This window comes from Clostridium sp. AF22-10 (genome assembly GCF_003478725.1).
In the GTDB taxonomy this organism is placed as follows: Bacteria; Bacillota; Clostridia; order Lachnospirales; family Lachnospiraceae; genus Otoolea; species Otoolea fessa.
In genome coordinates this window covers 23,480-41,579 of the sequence record NZ_QUFZ01000019.1, presented here as the reverse complement: position 1 = coordinate 41,579, position 18,100 = coordinate 23,480, and the positions used below count along the sequence as shown (strand labels likewise).

The 18,100-nt window shown below is 51.7% G+C and carries 13 protein-coding genes; all 13 read right to left on the bottom strand.

Annotated elements, in window-relative coordinates:
- Window positions 1-12: 12 nt before the first annotated feature.
- The 13 genes from priA to DWX91_RS12680 all read right to left on the bottom strand — a co-directional run bounded on the left by priA (window position 13) and on the right by DWX91_RS12680 (window position 18,095).
- Entirely contained in the window at window positions 13-2,229 is a 2,217-nt protein-coding gene (gene priA, locus DWX91_RS12735; RefSeq protein ID WP_118472677.1) for a primosomal protein N', read from the bottom strand.
- A 161-nt stretch (window positions 2,230-2,390) separates the two neighbouring features.
- Window positions 2,391-3,800 carry a UDP-N-acetylmuramoyl-tripeptide--D-alanyl-D-alanine ligase gene (murF, locus tag DWX91_RS12730; RefSeq protein WP_117795534.1) on the bottom strand — a complete coding sequence of 470 codons (1,410 nt, stop codon included), beginning with the start codon at window positions 3,798-3,800 and terminating at the stop codon, window positions 2,391-2,393.
- An 18-nt stretch (window positions 3,801-3,818) separates the two neighbouring features.
- Complete coding sequence (locus DWX91_RS12725) at window positions 3,819-5,282, bottom strand: UDP-N-acetylmuramoyl-L-alanyl-D-glutamate--2,6-diaminopimelate ligase (RefSeq protein WP_118472678.1); 1,464 nt, start codon at window positions 5,280-5,282, stop codon at window positions 3,819-3,821.
- A 42-nt stretch (window positions 5,283-5,324) separates the two neighbouring features.
- A complete protein-coding gene (locus DWX91_RS12720) occupies window positions 5,325-7,604 on the bottom strand; it encodes a DNA translocase FtsK (RefSeq protein ID WP_243099055.1) in 2,280 nt (759 codons plus the stop codon).
- On the bottom strand, window positions 7,547-7,846 hold the full coding sequence (locus DWX91_RS17545; protein ID WP_243099054.1) for a hypothetical protein: 300 nt from the start codon (window positions 7,844-7,846) through the stop codon (window positions 7,547-7,549). Before DWX91_RS17545 ends, DWX91_RS12720 begins: the two co-directional genes overlap by 58 nt.
- Window positions 7,843-8,619 (bottom strand): DNA translocase FtsK 4TM domain-containing protein, encoded by a 777-nt coding sequence (locus DWX91_RS12715; protein ID WP_243099053.1) that lies wholly within the window; start codon window positions 8,617-8,619, stop codon window positions 7,843-7,845. The genes DWX91_RS17545 and DWX91_RS12715 overlap by 4 nt, the downstream gene beginning before the upstream one ends.
- A gap of 139 nt (window positions 8,620-8,758) precedes the next feature.
- The gene (locus DWX91_RS12710; protein WP_118472706.1) at window positions 8,759-9,565 is read right to left on the bottom strand and encodes a ClpP family protease; all 807 of its coding nucleotides are present in this window, start codon (window positions 9,563-9,565) and stop codon (window positions 8,759-8,761) included.
- A 324-nt stretch (window positions 9,566-9,889) separates the two neighbouring features.
- Entirely contained in the window at window positions 9,890-11,569 is a 1,680-nt protein-coding gene (locus DWX91_RS12705) for an SH3 domain-containing protein (RefSeq protein ID WP_118472679.1), read from the bottom strand.
- A 15-nt stretch (window positions 11,570-11,584) separates the two neighbouring features.
- The gene (locus tag DWX91_RS12700) at window positions 11,585-13,264 is read right to left on the bottom strand and encodes a C40 family peptidase (RefSeq protein WP_118472680.1); all 1,680 of its coding nucleotides are present in this window, start codon (window positions 13,262-13,264) and stop codon (window positions 11,585-11,587) included.
- Between the two features lie 380 nt (window positions 13,265-13,644).
- Entirely contained in the window at window positions 13,645-14,442 is a 798-nt protein-coding gene (locus tag DWX91_RS12695) for an ABC transporter ATP-binding protein (protein ID WP_117795542.1), read from the bottom strand.
- The gene (locus DWX91_RS12690) at window positions 14,442-15,359 is read right to left on the bottom strand and encodes an ABC transporter permease (protein WP_022358702.1); all 918 of its coding nucleotides are present in this window, start codon (window positions 15,357-15,359) and stop codon (window positions 14,442-14,444) included. Before DWX91_RS12690 ends, DWX91_RS12695 begins: the two co-directional genes overlap by 1 nt.
- Window positions 15,360-15,489: 130 nt before the next feature.
- Window positions 15,490-16,512: an ABC transporter substrate-binding protein gene (locus DWX91_RS12685; protein ID WP_118472681.1), complete on the bottom strand. Its 1,023-nt coding sequence runs from the start codon at window positions 16,510-16,512 to the stop codon at window positions 15,490-15,492.
- A 182-nt stretch (window positions 16,513-16,694) separates the two neighbouring features.
- On the bottom strand, window positions 16,695-18,095 hold the full coding sequence (locus DWX91_RS12680; protein ID WP_118472682.1) for a sensor histidine kinase: 1,401 nt from the start codon (window positions 18,093-18,095) through the stop codon (window positions 16,695-16,697).
- Window positions 18,096-18,100: the final 5 nt, after the last annotated feature.

Below are 18,100 nucleotides of genomic sequence, written 5' to 3'. Positions count from 1 at the left end.
CACTCTTCCTCTCTATGATATATCGTATTGAATCTGGACCGCCTGCCATTTTGTATCTGCGGCAGCCAGGGTTTCAATCTGACCCCTGATTTGATCCAGTATAGCACATTTTTCACACTTTATATATAAAATTTTTCTGTAGATGTCATTAACTTTGTATACCGGTGCCGGAACCGGACCGATACACTCGGCACTTTCGCGCAGCCGCCGCGCCGCCATTTCCGCACATTCATCCAGCACCGCCTCATCGCCGCAGGCAAAATAAACCGCAGCCATCTGGCAGACTGGTGGATAATGAAGCAGCCTCCGGTAATTGATCTCATGGCTGTAAAACAGCTCATAATTCTGCGCCGCTGCCGCCTGCACGGCATAGTGTTCCGGCCGGTACGTCTGGATGACCACATCGCCGGGCTTCCCGGCGCGTCCCGCTCTGCCAGCCGCCTGCGTCAGAAGCTGGAACGTCCGCTCCGCGCTGCGGTAATCCGGCGTATTTAAGGAAAGATCCGCCGCCAGGATTCCGACCAGCGTCACTCCCGGAAAATCATGCCCTTTTACAATCATCTGCGTGCCGATCAGGATATCTGCCTCACGATTTGCAAATGCCTCCAGAATCGCTTCATGTCCGCCTTTTTTTGCCGTTGTATCCGCATCCATCCGCAGGATCCTCGCATCCGGAAACCGAATTTTCGTAAATTCTTCCATCTTCTGCGTTCCGGCCCCAAACCCGGCAATATACGGTGATCCGCAGGACGGACACTGCTTCATCAGTGGAATCGTATAGCCGCAGTAATGACAGACCAGACGGTTCTTCCCGTGTAGTGTCAGGGAAACATCACAATGCGGACAGGTCACCGCCTTTCCGCAGGAACGACAGGAAACAAAATTGGAATAGCCGCGCCGGTTCATAAAAAGCATCGCCTGCTCGCCACGTGCGAGTCTCTCTGTCAACATTGCATCCAACGTCCGGCTGAACACCGATTTATTGCCTGCCTGCATCTCCGCACGCATATCAGCGATCTGTACCTTCGGCAGGATACTTCCCGCCACTGCCCGGTGATGCAGGGGCAGAAGCACATATTCGCCATTCTGCGCCCGCAGATACGATTCCAGAGAAGGAGTCGCTGAGCCCAAGACCAGCGAAGCCCCGGAAAGCCGGGCGCGCTCCGCCGCTACTTCCCTTGCATGATAGCGCGGCATCGTCTCGCTCTTATAGGCGCCCTCATGTTCCTCGTCGATCAGAATCAGTCCCAGATTGGAAAATGGGGCAAACAGCGCCGACCGCGGTCCGATCATCACGGAAACCTCGCCCCGCGCCGCCCGTTCCCACTGATCATAGCGTTCTCCCGCAGAGAGACGGGAATTCAGAATCGCGATCTGATCGCCAAATCGCCGGTAAAACCGCATCACCGTCTGATATGTCAGCGAAATTTCCGGGATCAGCAGAATCACCTGCTTTCCATCCCGCAGGACACGCGCCATCAGCTCCATGTAGACTTCGGTCTTTCCACTTCCCGTAACGCCGTGAATCAGATACGTTTCACGTTTCCCCGTCTCATAATCCTCACAGAAACGGTCAACCGCCGCCTGCTGCTCTTCATTGAGATGCACGGTCTGTCCGGCTGGACGCGGCAGTTTTGCATGGTTTAACCCGCGTTCCTCACGGGAAACTTTCACTGAAAGCTGTCCCTGTTCCTCCATCGGGCGGATCGTCGCCAGGGTCAGGTCAAGCTCCCGTCGGGCAAATTCCATCGGAATATCCAGATTGTCCCGGAATGCCTCAAGGAGCCGCACCCGCGCCTTATAATGCCGCTTCTGTGCCGCCAGGATTGCCGCTTCCAGCTCTTCCTGGTTTAAAAGACAATGCAGCGTCTTTTTCTCGCGCGGTTTTATCTTTTCCTTGACGGGAAGTACGGTTTTGAGCGTCTGGTTCATCGTCGCGCCATAACGTTCCCGCATCCACCACGCCAGACGGATAAGCTGAGATTGCACCGACATACTGCCCGGTGCGATCCCAGCTATCTCCTTGATGCGGGATGGGTCATACTCCGCCGTATTTCCCATTCCCACCACATATCCAGTCCGAAGTGAATTACCCTTTCCAAACGGTACCGTCACGCACGTTCCCGCCGTAATCTCCTCCGCCAGCTGCGCCGGAATCCGGTACTGAAACGGGCGATCCACCTTCTCATGGGATATATCTATAATAATATCCGCGTATTGATACGCCATGATTCCTTCTCTTTCTATTTCTAATTCAAGTCGAACGTCCGTGAGATTTAGCGCGTGATTCTGGTCAGCGAAGCTGACATATTCTTTACAGAATCACTGCGCATCCTCGCGGAGCGTTTATCTCAGTCGGAGAATGGACTCCTACTGAGACAAACTTGCTATTACTTACCACCTGAAGAGGTGGGAGTCTTCTCGACTGAGATAAACCTCGCTGCCGTCTCCCCCAGCTTCATACTGTTGGAACCCTTAAACAGGACTGCATCTCCCTCACCGATCTGTGCATCCAGCCAGTCAAGCATATCTTCTTTTTCGTCCTCTTCAAACGAAACGACATGCAGATCCGGTTTGACTTTCTTTGCTCCCTCGGCGATCGCCTGCGCCAGTTCGCCATATACAACCAGGATATCGACCGGTTTTTCCGCCAGAAACGCACCAACTTCACGGTGGAACTGAATCGTATTCTCTCCCAGTTCCTTCATATCCGCCAGAACCGCAATTCTGCGTCCTGCCGGCAGGGAAGAAAGCACACCTATCGCCGCTTTCATCGAATCCGGGCTTGCATTGTAGGTATCGTCCACGATCGTATAACCATTTTTATGATAAATCTGCTGACGGTTCTTGAACCCGCCAAATTCAAGCAGCTTTTCCGCTGCATCGGCAAGCGGCACACCGTAGGCATCCGCAACCGCCAGGGCAGCCAGCGCATTCATGACATTGTGCTCGCCCATAACAGTCAGCTTCACCGGGACGCGCACCTCGCCGTGTACCATCGTAAAGGACGGAAATCCATCCGGATATGAAAGATCCTCGGCGCGGTAGTCGTTATCTGCTCCAAGTCCATAACGGACGGTATGGCAGCCTGCTTTTGCATGCACGGTGGAAAGCATATCATTATCTCCATTTACAAACAGGATTCCGCCTGCCTTCATACCGTCCTGGATATGCAGCTTTTCTTTTAAGATATTCTCGCGGGAGCCCAGATTCTCAATATGCGTCACACCTATATTCGTCATGACTGCCGAATCCACCGCCGCAATCTCCGCGATCACCGCCATCTCGCCCGGCTCACTCATTCCCAGTTCCAGCACGCCGATCTCATCATTCTCAGAAATCTCCGAGATCGTGAGTGGCACACCGATCTGGCTGTTGTGGTTTGCCGGTGTCTTGAATGTCTTATATTTCGCTGAAAGCGCCGCCGCCACCATTTCGCGCGTCGTCGTCTTTCCCACGCTGCCGGTGATACCAACTAACGGGATAGAAAGACGTGCCCGCAGGCAGCGCCCGATCGTCTGCAATGCCAGTTTCGTATCTTTCACCTGGATCAGCGCGCCGTGAAAGCCCTCCGGTGCCGCCTCATGCTCCGAAGTCAGTGCGGCTGCCGCCCCATTGTCCATCGCCTGAACCAGGAAACGATGCGCGTCTGATTTCTCCCCGATCAGCGGAACAAACAGATCCGCCCCGCGCATACTCCGGGAATCAATGCTGATGTGTTTTAACTCCGTATCTGCATCTCCGCAGAGCAGTGTTCCCGACACTGCTTCCACGATATGTCTGACTGTAATATGGTCCATATTTTGCCTCCAAATTGATTACATATGCAGCTTCTTCACCGTCTCCTGCACTACTTCCCGGTCAAGGAAATGATAGCGCACGCCCTCGATCTCCTGATAATCCTCATGCCCCTTTCCGATGATCGCGATGATATCGCCATCCTCCGCATGGGACAAGCTGTACTCAATCGCTTCGCGGCGATCCGGGATTTCAACGTATTTGCCATCGGTTTTTGCAAGTCCGACCTTGATATCTGCCAGAATATCTTCCACTTTCTCAAAGCGGGAATTATCCGCCGTGATGATCGACAGATCTGCCAGCTTTCCGCCAATCTCTCCCATCGAGTACCGGCGATCGCGCGCCCGGTTGCCGCCGCATCCGAAGACGCAGACGAGACGCTTCGGCTTGTAGTCGCGCAGCGTCAGAAGAAGACTTTCCATGCTGACCGCATTGTGGGCGTAGTCAACGATCACGGTGCACTTTGCTGATTTATATACAATCTCCATCCGTCCATCGACCTGGATATGTTCCAGCGCATGGCAGACTTTCTCCTTCGGCAGGTCAAAGAAGCTGCACACGCCCGCTGCCGCCAGCGCATTGTCCACGTTAAATTTGCCCGGAATGCCGACACGCAGATCGCTCTCATATCGTCCATGCGTCTGAAATTCGACGCCCACGAAATCATGTTCGCGTACATAGTGAATGTCATCCGCTGTAAAATCAGCCGCCTGTTCCAATGAAAAGGTCAGGATCTCTGCTGTCGCCCCTTCTACGATCGCATCAAAGTGCGGATCATCGCGGTTGACGAGCGCTGTCCGGCAGTTTTTCAAAAGCTGCTTTTTGTAGTAAAGATATTCTTCAAAACTTGCATGTTCATTCGGGCCAATATGATCATTGGAAATATTCAGGAAAATTCCATAATCAAAGAAAAGTCCATCTACCCGGTGCATCAGGTAGCTTTGGGAAGAAACCTCCATCACGATGTAACGGCAGCCCGCTTCCACCATTTTTGCAAAATATTCTTGTAAAATGTAGGATTCCGGCGTCGTATTTTTGGTCGGATAATGATTCTCACCGATCACAGCGCCGTTCGTTCCGATGAGACCCGTCTTCTGTCCGGCTGCCTCCAGAATCGCCTTGATCATATAAGTAGTAGTCGTCTTTCCCTTCGTGCCGGTCACACCGATCGCCGTCATCTTCCGCGCCGGATAATCAAAACGTGCCGCCGAAAGAAGCGATAGCGCGTTCCGTCCATTCTCCACCTGAATGACCGTCACGTTCTCAGGCGCCTCAACCGGATGCTCGACCACCAGAACCGGCGCGCCCTTTTCAACCACATCCGGGATAAAGGTATGCGAATCAACGTTTGCCCCGCGCATACACACAAACACCGTCCCCGGCGCCGCCTTTCTTGAATCGTAGACCACCTCGTCAACCTCCGTCTCCAGGCTGCCCTGCAATAATGTATACGGCAATTCTTTCAGCCAGCTTTTAAGCTTCATAGGATACCTCCTGATTTTGATATTTTATAATGATTCCGCTTTTTAATATCCTTCTTCCATCATGTTTTCAAACTGCTCCATGCTCATCAGCACCTTACGCGGCTTCGTGCCTTCTTCCTCACCGACCACGCCTGCATCTGCAAGCTGATCCATGATACGCGCGGCACGGTTGAAGCCAATCTTAAACATACGCTGCAGCATGCCGATGGATGCTTTGTCTTTCTCAATAATAAATTTACCTGCCTGTGCAAAATAGGCATCGCGCTCACCGCCGCCAAAGCCCGCATCCATCGCCGTCGAACGGATCTTGGACTCAACCTCGGCGCTGTACTCTGCGGTCAGCCCCTCCTGTTTCAAAAATCCGACCACATCCGAAACCTCATTGTCGGACACAAACGCGCCCTGTACACGCTGCGGTTTCTGATAGCCCGACGGATAGAACAGCATATCGCCCTTTCCGAGCAGTTTCTCCGCGCCGTTCATATCAATAATGGTACGGGAATCCACTCCGGAAGAGACGGAAAAAGCAATTCTCGACGGAATATTTGCCTTGATCACACCGGTGATGACATTGACCGATGGTCGCTGCGTCGCAATCACCAGATGAATGCCCGCTGCACGCGCCAGCTGTGCCAGACGACAGATCGAATCTTCTACTTCGCCCGGCGCTACCATCATCAGATCGGCAAGCTCATCCACGATAATGATGATCTGTGGCAGTTTCTCCGGTTTCTTCGGATCGTCGATATCCGCAACCGACTCAACCTTGGCATTGAAACCCTTAAGATCGCGCACGCCGTATTTTGCAAACTTCTGGTAACGGTCGGTCATCTCTGCCACCGCCCAGTTGAGGGCGCCGGACGCCTTTTTCGGGTCGGTCACAACCGGAATCAGAAGATGCGGAATACCGTTGTATACACTTAACTCAACCACCTTGGGGTCGATCATGATGAGCTTGACCTCGCTCGGCTTCGCTTTATAAATCACACTCATGATCAGCGTATTGATGCAGACTGATTTACCCGATCCGGTCGCACCCGCGATCAGAAGATGCGGCATCTTCGCAATGTCGCTGACAACCGTCTGACCTGCGATATCTTTTCCGACCGCGAATGCCAGCCGGGACGGATATTTCTTAAATGCCTCTGACTCCAGCAGATCGCGCAGCAGAACCACATGGTTCTCCTTGTTCGGAACCTCGATACCGACCGCCGCCTTGCCAGGAATCGGTGCCTCGATACGGATGTCCGCCGCTGCCAGATTTAACTTGATATCATCCGCCAGAGCTACAATCTTGCTGACCTTGACCCCCTGCTCCGGGTGAAGCTCATAGCGGGTAACCGTCGGTCCACAGCTGATGTTTGTAACCGTCACGCCCACGCCGAAGTTCTGGAGCGTCTGCTGCAGCTTGATCGCTGTCTCCCGGTACTCCTGATCCGAGAAATCGGTCTGTCCCGTGCCGCGTTTTAAAAGAGTCAATGGCGGGAATATGTATTCTTTCTGGATCTTCTTTTCTTCCTCTTCCTTGCGCTCGATCTGCTCTGGAACCGTCAGTTCCTCAACTGGAAGTGCTTTTCGTTCTTCCCGTTTCTGCTCCAGTTTTTTCTGTATCGCCTCTGTATCTGTCTCGATCACCTTTCCGGATGCGGTCACGACCGTTTTGGAATCCTCCGGGACAAAGAAACTGCCCTTTGTCTCGCCCCGCTCTGATTCCAGCGTCTTATAATAGCCATCGATTGGTTCGGAATCCGTTTCCCCAGATATAGGTTCGTTCCATTCATCCTCATTCCCCATCGAAACGGTTTCCCACTCGTTTTCCGATGGCTCAAAGACATCCTGATGCCCTAAATCTGTATGAACCTCCTCTGCGGTCAAACCGGGGGCCGCCTCCGCAGCCGGTCTCTCCCGTGTCTCTACCGGATAATAGCCTGGACCTTTCTGACTCTCGCCGCCGGCAAATTCTTCCATCGTCCGGGTATCACGGCGTACATACAGGCGTTTCAGAAGCTGGTCGCTCGCACTGTCCTCTGTCTCTGCGGGCTCCTTTGCAAATTCTGTCTCTCTTACCGCCCGCGCCGTCTCGCGCTCCGCTTCTTCCTGAAGCTGGGATTCTGAACCAGCGTATGCATATGGATCCTGCTCCGATTCCACTGGTTCTTCTTCGCACTCCACCGGATCTTCTTCATACTCCACCGGTTCCGGTTCTACCGCTCCGCCACCGTGGAATATCTGCCCGCGAAATACATCTGCCGGATTCTCCTTCTCTACTCCCTGTCCGGAATCCTGTGCAGATTTTTTCCCTCTGCCGGAACATCGGTCCAATCATCATAAGCCGCTGTCTCATCCTGCAAGTTTTCCTGTCTTCCATGCATCTCACGGAATTCCTCCAGTGCGTCCTCCGGTCCCAGCACGGTTCCCTCCGGGACTCCTTCCGAGAAATTCCGCATCACTGGCAGCTCGGTCAGCTTGGCGCCCTCGAGATCAACGCCACGGACCCGCTGCTCCTCCCGCAGACGGCGTTTTTCTTCCTTTTTCTCCTCATGTATCTCACGGCGGCGGCTCATATCTTCTTTCGCATACTCATATGCCCTTCCGCTGCCCTGTTTAACGAAGTTACCAGGGAACGCTCCGTAATGCACACAGCACCGAGTGCCAAAAGCAGCAGCAGAATCAGAACTGCTCCGATCGTTCCCACTGTTCCGCACAACAGCAGCATCAGAATGCCACCGATAAAGCCGCCTCCACCTGCCTGCGCGTAATAATCGCCCAGATTCCAGTCCAGATGCTGACCGCCTCCCATGAGAAGCTGGGAAAGTCCGCAAAGTGCCAGAAGCACCTCGCCAACCGCCACCAACTTGGCTACGGCTTTCTGGTTGCCTCGGTTTGAAAGATAAAAACAAGTTCCCATAAATAAAAGGAATGGCACCAGATACCCCATCACGCCGAATACGCCAAGCAGAGTCGATCGCAGAAAACTTCCGACAAAGCCGCAAAGCCCGAAATTGCTCAAAAACAAAAGTACCGATATTGCAAATGATACAATAATCGCCACTTCCGTTCCCATAAATGCCCCTGTACCACTTTTCTCCACCGGCTCCGGCGCCTGGCTGGCGCGGCTTCGGCTTCCTGTTCCTTTCGCGGTGCCTTTTCCGGACGAAGCTTTCTTCTTCCCCCCACTCTTTTTCTCGTTCAGCGTCCCCTCCGCTTTCTTCGCCGCAGGGGACTTTCTGGATCGCCCGGCTTTTTTCTCTGTCCCAGCTGTTTCCCCGGCACGCTCTGTACTCTGTCTTTTCCTGCTTGTATCTGCCACCTGTCTCATGCCTCCAATATTTCCCATGTATCTGCGGTTCCTCCTGTTTCACAAAATACAGCCTCCCGCAGACTGCTTTTCTCATTTTACATTCTTATTATCTCATTCAGTATACCCAAATTCAGGGAAAAAAGCAACGCTTTCCTAAAATTTTCGCACGTATGTTCTACTTTCTTTTCAGATTTTCACTAAAATCCGTCTTCGTCATCCGGTCGTGTGCATCTATTTCTTGTTTCTTCCCATCGATCGCCCGGTTCAGCCATGCAAGCGCTTCCCGGATCCCGCCGCATTCATCGATCAGTCCCTCCTGGACCGCCTCCCCGCCAACCAGGACCGTTCCCAGATCTTTTGTCATCATCTCCGTATTGAGCATCAGGCTCCGGAGGCGCTCATAGGAGATCTGACTGTGTCCGGACACAAAGCTTAAAATACGATCCTGAATCATTTCAAAATAATCATACGTCTGCACGGCACCGATCACCATCCCCGTCATCCGTACCGGATGTACCATCATCGTCCCGGTCGGGACAATAAAAGAGTGATCGACCGCCACTGCGAGCGGCACACCGATCGAATGGCTGTCCCCGATGACCAGTGAAACGGTCGGTTTGCTGAGCGAAGCAATCATCTCCGCGAGCGCCAGTCCACAGCTTACATCGCCGCCCACCGTGTTAATCAGGACTAAAACTCCCTCCGTCTCACCGCTCTCCTCGATCTCCGCCAGCTTAGGCAGAATATGCTCATATTTCGTCGTTTTCGTATTGCCGGACAAATTTTCATGTCCCTCTATCTCTCCGATGATCGAGATTAATTCAATGTGATTGCCATTCTTTCCCGTAATATCCGTCTGTCCATTTTCACGCTTCTGAACCGGATCCTCCTGCGCCTGTTCCCGGCTTTCTCCCGCCTTATCTGTCTGCTTGTCCCACGCTTCATTTTCCCATTCCCTGTTTTCACGATTTGCCCGAATCATATTTTCCTCTTTTCTGCGCTCTTTCCATCTTACACGCGGATTCAATGTTTTTCTCAACTGCCTAATTCATTCTTAGTATTCTGTCTTCCTATTATCTTTATTCACTGAAACCGCTTTTTATACAAACAAGGATGTGCCTTGGCACATTCGGGCGTCTCGCGCGGTCACTTGCGACATGTTTCTGCTTCGCGCGAGTGCGCATCCCCGCGATGCGTTTTTTATTTCATAGGACACAATTTCCTATGAAACAGAAAAAGAGAGCTGGGAAAAGCTGCCTTTTCTCCCTGCTCTCTTTCAAATATTTTTTATTGACTTTCCATGGAATTAATCGCCCAGTACATTGACAATCTTCGCCGGGGTACGGTAATTCCAGGTGGAAATCTTGATACCATCCCTTGCATTCGATGCATGGCACACGCGCCCGCCGCCGATATAGAGTGCTACATGGTTGATCGTTCCACCGCTGTTTGTGTAGAAGATCAGATCACCCGGACGCATCTGGGAAGAACTGATACTTCTTCCTGCTCCCGCCTGGGAACCCGAATGATGCGGCAGGCCGACGCCGAAGTGTGCCATAACCGACATCGTAAATCCAGAACAATCCGTACCATTTGTCAAGCTGGTACCGCCCCATACATACGGATTCCCAAGGAACTGAGTCGCGTAGTTTGCGATCTGCGCACGCTTGGAGGAGCCGCTTGAAGATGCTTTCTGGCTGCCAGAACCACCGTTACCGCTGCTCTTGCTTCCAGAGCCTCCCTTGCTGCTCGCCGCCTTGGTCTCAGGCTCCGGGGTCTCCTCAACCGGTGTAAACTCGATCGCCTCATTTAACGCATACCGGACATCGACAAATTCAGTCGCTACATAGGCACTCGTCTCATCCAGTGCAATCTGCACCCAGCCATCCTGCTGGCTCATAACCGAATACCGCTCGCTGTTGGAAATCTGCGTCCAGATCGGCGCGTCCGTGTTCGGCTCCGTACGGGCATTCAGACGGTCAGTTGATACGATCGCCATCAGCTGTGCAACCTGCAGTGCCTCCTGCTTCGCCGCATCTCCAGTCAGAATAAATTCGGATTTAACATAGCCAGTAACCGGACCGGACTTGATCTTATACCAGCCGCCATCCTCGGTCGTTTCCAGAATCTCACCACCGGACTTGCTCGTCATCTTACCGATGATCTTCGCATCCTCCTTCGGCTCCACGCGGATATTTAAGTAGTTATTGACATTGGAAATACCCAGATTGTCATACATATTGAGAACCATCGTCCGCAGATCCAGCTTACGCGCTTCATTTAACGCATAGCGCACATCCACATAATCCGCTGAAATATAGCCCCCGCTGATCTGAATCCAGCCGTCCTGCTCGCTGACAATGGAATAACGCTCATTTTTCAGCGCCTGTTCCAGCACCTGCGCGTCCTCACTCGGCTCACTCCGGATATTCAGCTTGTCAGTCGTGATGACCGCCATCTTCTTGACCAGCTCAAATGCCTCTGTTTTTGCCGCCTCGCCGGTCTGTACAAATTCTGAACTGATGTAGCCCTCCAGACCGCCGGAAGATATCTGATACCAGCCTTCCTGGGAATCGTCCAGAATCTCGCACGCACTGCCGCCCATCAGTTTGCCAATGACATCGGAGGTTGTACTGGCGCTCTCACGCATATTAAGATAACCAGATACATCCACAATACCCAGATTCTGGTAGGACTCGACTACATTTTTCTTTTCTTCGTCCTCTTTTGCCTGTTCCTCATCCTCCGGCAGCGTCTCTCCGATCACGGTTTCCTGCACCTCTGCCTCGGATGCCGATGCCACCCGGGCGTTTCCAGAACCTCCGAACGTGCCGCCCTGTGCCAGCTTCACGATGATAACCAGCGCCAGCACCACAATGACAGCACAGCCTCCGATCATGAACCAGTGCATTGGATCTTTGCCATTTCGTCTCTGTCGTACTTTCTGCAGGCGTTCTTTATAATCTTCTGTCTTTTGCTCTTCCATCTTATCCTCTCCCTATCAGTCTCCCAGCATATTGACAATCCGGTACGGATTCCGGTAATTCCAGGTTGAAATCTTGATGCCGCTTCTCCGGCTCGCCGCATGGACGATCTGACCATTGCCAATGTACATCGCCACATGGTTGACCGTTCCCTTGCGATTCGTATAGAAAATCAGATCGCCCGGACGCATCTTCGAAGAATCAATCTTCGTACCCGTCCGCGCCTGTTCCCTGGACACCCGCGGCAGGGACACGCCCGCCACATGGCTGTATACATACTTTGTAAAACCAGAACAGTCTACGCCCGAATGCGGGTCATTGCCGCCCCAGACATAACGGTTTCCGACAAACTGAAGCGCATAGTTGACAATCTGGGTCCGCAAGGATTCCTTTTCTTTTAATGGGGTAAATGGGATCGCCTCCGGCAATGCATAACGCACATCTACGAAATCAGTCGCCACATACGCACTCGTCGTATCGAGCGCAATCTCGACCCAGCCATCCTGCTGGCTTATAACGTCGTAACGCTCATTGTTAGAGATCTGCGTCCAGATCGGCGCATCCGTGCTCGGCTCCGTGCGGGCATTCAGGCGGTCGGTTGAAACGATCGCCATCAGTTCTGCAACCTCCATCGCCTCCTGCTTCGCCGCATCTCCTGTCAGGATATACTCCGCCTTCACATATCCAGTGACGGGACCCGACTGGATCTTATACCAGCCGCCGTCCTCGCTCGTCTCCAGAATCTCTCCGGCAGACTTGCTCGTCATCTTACCGATGATATTGCCATCCTCACTTGGCTGATCGCGCACATTCAAGTAATTATCCACACTGGAAATACCCAGATTTTTGTATAAATTCAGCACCATCGCACGCATATCCAGCTTCCGCGCCTCATTGAGTGCGTATTTGATCTCCGCATAATCCGTGGAAATGTAACCGCTCGAAATCTGAATCCAGCCATTCTCCGGCTCACCCTCGACCACATAGCGCTCATTTTTCAATGCCTGACCGACAACCTCAGACTCCGTGTTCGGCTCTTTTCGGATGTTCAGGGAATCTGCCGTGATGAGCGCCCGCTTTTCAACCAGTTTCAACGCTTTTTTCTTCGCCTCATCCCCGGTCAGGACAAACTCTGAGCTGATATAACCGGAAATACCGCCAGATTCGACCTGATACCAGCCTTCGGCTGAATCATCCACGATCTCACACGCACTGTCGCCCATCAGCTTGCCGATGATGTTGCCGTCCGTGCTCGCCGTCTCACGCATATTCAGATAACCGGACACCTGCACGATACCCAGATTTTTATAGGAAGCTACCACTGCTTCTTTCTCTTTGATCTCCTCCGCTCTGGACTCTTCGGATGCCTCGTCCTTCGAAAGCTCTGATGCTGTCGCCGCCCCATTCTTTGCAGTTCCGGCTCCCGCCTGACGGCTGAGCAGGGACTTGCCTGCAAATGCTGCAACTGCAAGAGCAATCACCACCCCTGCTGCTATCACTCCGAAGCGCAGATTCTGACTCTTATCTTCGCCCTGGCGCCTGCGCGAATGTCCCGCGGATTCCCGGACCGGATTTGGTGTCTGATCCTGAGCTGGCTCTGATTCCTGACTCTGAACTGCTTCCGGCTCTTGAATCCGCTCCGCCGCTGGCACCTGTTCTGACTCCTGCGTTTCTTTTTTGTTTTCTTCTTCTAACATATGGATCGCTCCTGATTTTTCTTGAAATTATGACTTAATATCTTAAACGTAATTTTTATTTTATCATATTCGTAGGGAATTGCCAAGGAAGGATGTGGAGGAAAAAATGAATTTTCTATAAATGAATTATTACAGAAGTGTTAAGTTGTAGATAAACGGTTAAGTCGTGAAAGGGGGAATTAGTTGGAAATATGGGAGAGGAGAATGCACGGCTACCTAGTGAGAAAGAATGCCCTCCGACCGCTCGCGCCGCCGGAGGGCATTCTTTCTCACTTATAGTCGTGGTTTTTAATTTGTTGACCCACTTTTCATTCCGTATACTTTTTGTCTGTTATCGGTTAATGATTTTGATAAAAGCCTTCAAATCTTATAACCCCTGCTTATTTGGCAAGCATCATACGGTCATTCGCAAATTCTTCTCCGCTTACCTTTTCAAATCTCTCTAACAGGTCTTCTACCTGCAGATTCTTCTTCTCTTCCCCTGCTACATCGTAGATAATCCGACCTTCGTGCATCATAATCAGACGGTTGCCGATCTGAATCGCATCTTTCATGTTATGGGTAACCATAAGCGCGGTCAGATTTTGTTCATCTACAATCTTTTCGGTGAGATCGAGGACTTTGCGGGCTGTTTTGGGATCGAGGGCGGCGGTGTGTTCGTCTAAAAGAAGGAGCTTTGGCTTCTGGAGGGTTGCCATCAGAAGGGTGAGCGCCTGGCGCTGTCCGCCGGAGAGTAAGCCCACTTTGCTGGTCATACGGGTCTGAAGCCCCAGGTCGAGCTGTGCCAATGCCTCACGGTAGAAGTCCTTTTCATTCTTTTTGATGCCCCAGCCGAGTCCTCTGGATTTGCCGCGGCGCAGTGCCATGGCAAGGTTTTCCTGTATCTCCATATTGGCGGCGGTGCCGCGCATCGGATCCTGGAAGACTCTGCCGATATATTTAGCGCGTTTGTATTCTGGTTCTCTGGATATGTTTACGCCATCGATCTCGATTTTACCGGAATCGATCGGATATACGCCTGCGATCATATTTAACATGGTAGATTTTCCAGCACCGTTTCCGCCGATGATCGTCACGAAATCGCCCGGTGCCAGGTGTAAGTTGATACCGTTTAAGGCTTTTTTCTCATTAACAGTTCCTTTATTAAAAGTTTTCTTTACATTTGTTATCGTCAGCATTACTCCTCACCCCCTTCTGAATAATCTTTTCTCAGCCGGTATTTAGCGAGTGCTACCGGAATACAGAGTGCCAGTGCTACAATGACAGCAGAGAGCAGCTTCATGTCGTTTGCATCCATACCCATGCGGAGTACAACCGCACGGATCACAAAGTAAATGACCGAACCGACAACCACGGAAGTCAGTTTCCAATAGAAAGAGGTCAATCGTCCCATCAGGACTTCGCCGATGACGATCGCCGCCAGACCGATGACGATAGCACCGGTACCACTTCCAACATCACCATATTTCTGGCTCTGGCAGACAAGTGCGCCGGAGAGACCGACCAGACCGTTGCTGACCATCAGGGATAAAAGCTTCGTCATACGGGTGTCCACGCCCAGCGCGCGCACCATATCCTCGTTGTTACCGGTTGCACGCATCGCACTTCCGATCTCGGTTCCGAAGAACCAGTAAAGAAACAGAATAGCCGCCACAGCCAGCACAATTCCAACGATCATCGATGCCTGTGCCTGGGTCATCCCGAAGGAAGCAGCCAGACCGCTGATAAGTGTCTTGACTTTCAGAAGCGGCAGATTGCTCTTTCCTCCCATGATCCGGAGGTTGATCGACCAGAGGGAAATCTGAGTCAGAATTCCTGCCAGAATCGCTGGTATCTCAAATACAGTATGAAGAATACCCGTTACCGCACCAGCCACGACACCGGCTGCCGCCGCAACTAAAAGTGCCAGCACCGGATTTACTCCTTTGTTGACTACCAGGACTGCACAAACGCAGGCGCCCAACGCGAAGCTTCCGTCTACCGTCATATCCGCGATATCCATCAGGCGGAATGTAATATAAACTCCCAATACCATGATTCCCCAGAGAACGCCCTGTGCGACCGCGCCCTGCAGGGATACTAATAAACCGCTCAAACTTTTACCTCCCCGTGTTTTGTATTTTCTTCATCTGATTAACTGTAAAGACTGCCAGATCGGCATATTTATTTTATGCTTCTGATCTGACAGTCCATCTCATTTGAAGTTTAGGTCTTTCTGGTACTCTTTATTTCTCAAGTCCAGATACATCGATTCCCAGCGTCTGCGCTGTCTCTTCATTGACACTCAGCTCGCACTTGGAAGCGTCCAGATAACCGATCGGCATCTTAGAAATATCGGCGCCCTCAGTCAGGATTTTAACGGCCTGCTCACCGGTCATGTAGCCTAACTGGTAGTAATCAATACCGTAAGTAGCAAGACCGCCTGCATCTACCATGCCTTTCTCGCCGCAGATAACCGGAAGTTTATTCTCATTTGTTACCATCGTTACGGTTGCCATACCAGCTGCGATCATGTTGTCGGTTGGTGTGTATACACAGTCTACATTGCCAACCATAGATTCTACAACGGTAGGAATCTCATTGGAATTGGAAACGGTGTAATCTTCATACTCAATACCAGCTGTATCAAGTGCTTCTTTCGCCATGTCAATCTGAAGAACGGAGTTTGCCTCCGCGCTGCAATACAGAAGTCCGACCTTTTTTACATCTGGAATAATCTGCTGCATCAGATCAATCTGCTCTTTAACCGGAGTCAGATCAGAAGTACCCGATACGTTGCCGCCCGGAACCTCGTTGCTCTCTACCAGACCGGAAGCCGCCGGATCGGTAACAGCGCTGACAAGAATCGGAATCGAATCCGTCACACCTGCAACTGCCTGTGCTGCCGGGGTTGCGATTGCAAAAATCAAATCATCTTTATCGTTGACCAGTTTCTCTGCGATCGTCTGGCATGCAGACTGCTCGCCAGCTGCATTCTGCTGGTCGATCTCATATTTGATGCCTGCATCGTCCAGCGCTGCCACGAAGCCCTCATTGGTCTTATCCAGTGCCACATGCTGGGTCAGCTGTAATACGCCAATCTTATAGGTCTCGCCGTCTGCTGTCTGCTCTGCCTCTTTGCTTTCTTCGCCTTCTGCGGACTCCGCTGCTGTCGTGTCCGTACTTGCTGTCTGTCCTCCGCAGGCTGCCAGGGATGCCGCCATCGCGCCAGCCAGCATCAGGGCTGCTAATTTCTTTGTCTTTCTCATAATATCATCCTCCTGAACCTTTTCAACGTATGTAACAGATTTTCCTCTTATGCTTCAAACCATGATTTATTTTTCGCTTTAAAGAGCTGAACTGTTACGCTTTAAAGCAATCATACTACAAACTCCAAAAAGAGTCAACCTAAAATTCCGCTATTTTATAGGGAATTTAGGTTGACTCTTTTTTATTTTGCTTCCGCGATCTGCAGTTTCACCGTAAACGTTGAACCTTTTCCGACTTCCGACTCTACCTTCACGCTTCCATGATAAAAATTCACGATATGCTTGACGATCGAAAGACCAAGCCCGGTGCCGCCCTGTTTGCGGCTGCGCCCTTTATCCACCCGGTAAAACCGCTCAAAAATACGGCTCTGGCTCTCCGCCGGGATGCCGACGCCGGTGTCGCGGACCGTCAGTATCATATCCGCGCCCCAGTGCTTGACCTGCACCCAGATTTCGCCGCCCTCGTTGTTATACTTGACCGCGTTTGTCAACAGATTGTTAAACAGCTCCTGCATCTGGCGCAGATCGGCACGAATCGTGAAATTCTCGCACTCTTTATGGACTGTGATGCCGCGCGACGCCGCCTGCGCGGCAATCGAAGACAGGCTGTCCTCCAGCAGTTCCACCGTGCGGATCGTCACAATATCTGCTTTCGCACCGCGCGATTCCAGACGGGAGATCATCAAAATATCATCCACCAGGTTCGTCATCCGCATTGCCTCTTTTTTTATGCGTCCCAGAAAATCACGTGCCGTGCCCGGATCCTGTGCCATGCCGCTTTCCAAAAGCTCGACGTAACCGCGGATCGAAGTGATCGGTGTTTTCAGCTCATGCGATGCATTGCTGAAAAACTCCTGCCGGATCTGTTTTTCTTTCTCAATGCGCTCCAGATATTTCTTCATATTTCGGGACATCCGCGTCGTCGTGTCCGCTATGACATTGATCTCCTCATACGGGCATTTTTCAAACTGAAAACGCGTGTAGTCGTCATCCATCCGCACCATTTCACTGGAAATTTCCTGCAAAGGACGCGTGATGGACTGGGAAAACCGTTCCGCCTCCATTGCCGATGCAAAAAAAGCTATTCCAAAGCTCAAAAAAGCGGCCGGAATCAACATCAGGATATATTCACCCAAACCGGTTGAACAGGCAGAAAGGCGCAGTATGTATTTGCCGTCCGATGAACGGATCGCCGCGTACGCCATCTGCATTCCTAACGTTCCGGAGCGCCGCACCGAATATCCATAGCCCGTCGCCAGCGCATCCTTCACTTCCTTGCGCTCCAGATGATTTTCCATCTGATTCACCTGCGCTACTTCCGTATCAGCCACCACCGTGCCATCCATCCGGATCAGCGTATAACGGCTATTATTGTCGTTCGTAAGGTCGCTCAAATCCATCAGCTGTTCTTCCACATTTCCCGTATAATCCAACATACGGTCAACGGATTCCAATGCAAAATGCATGTCCTCCCTTGACCGTTTGAGCAATACACTGCTGGTAACCACCAGAGCGATAAATGTATTCAGAACCAGCGCCAAGAATAACAGATGAATAAATTTCGTCAAAATCGCTTTTCGCATCGTTT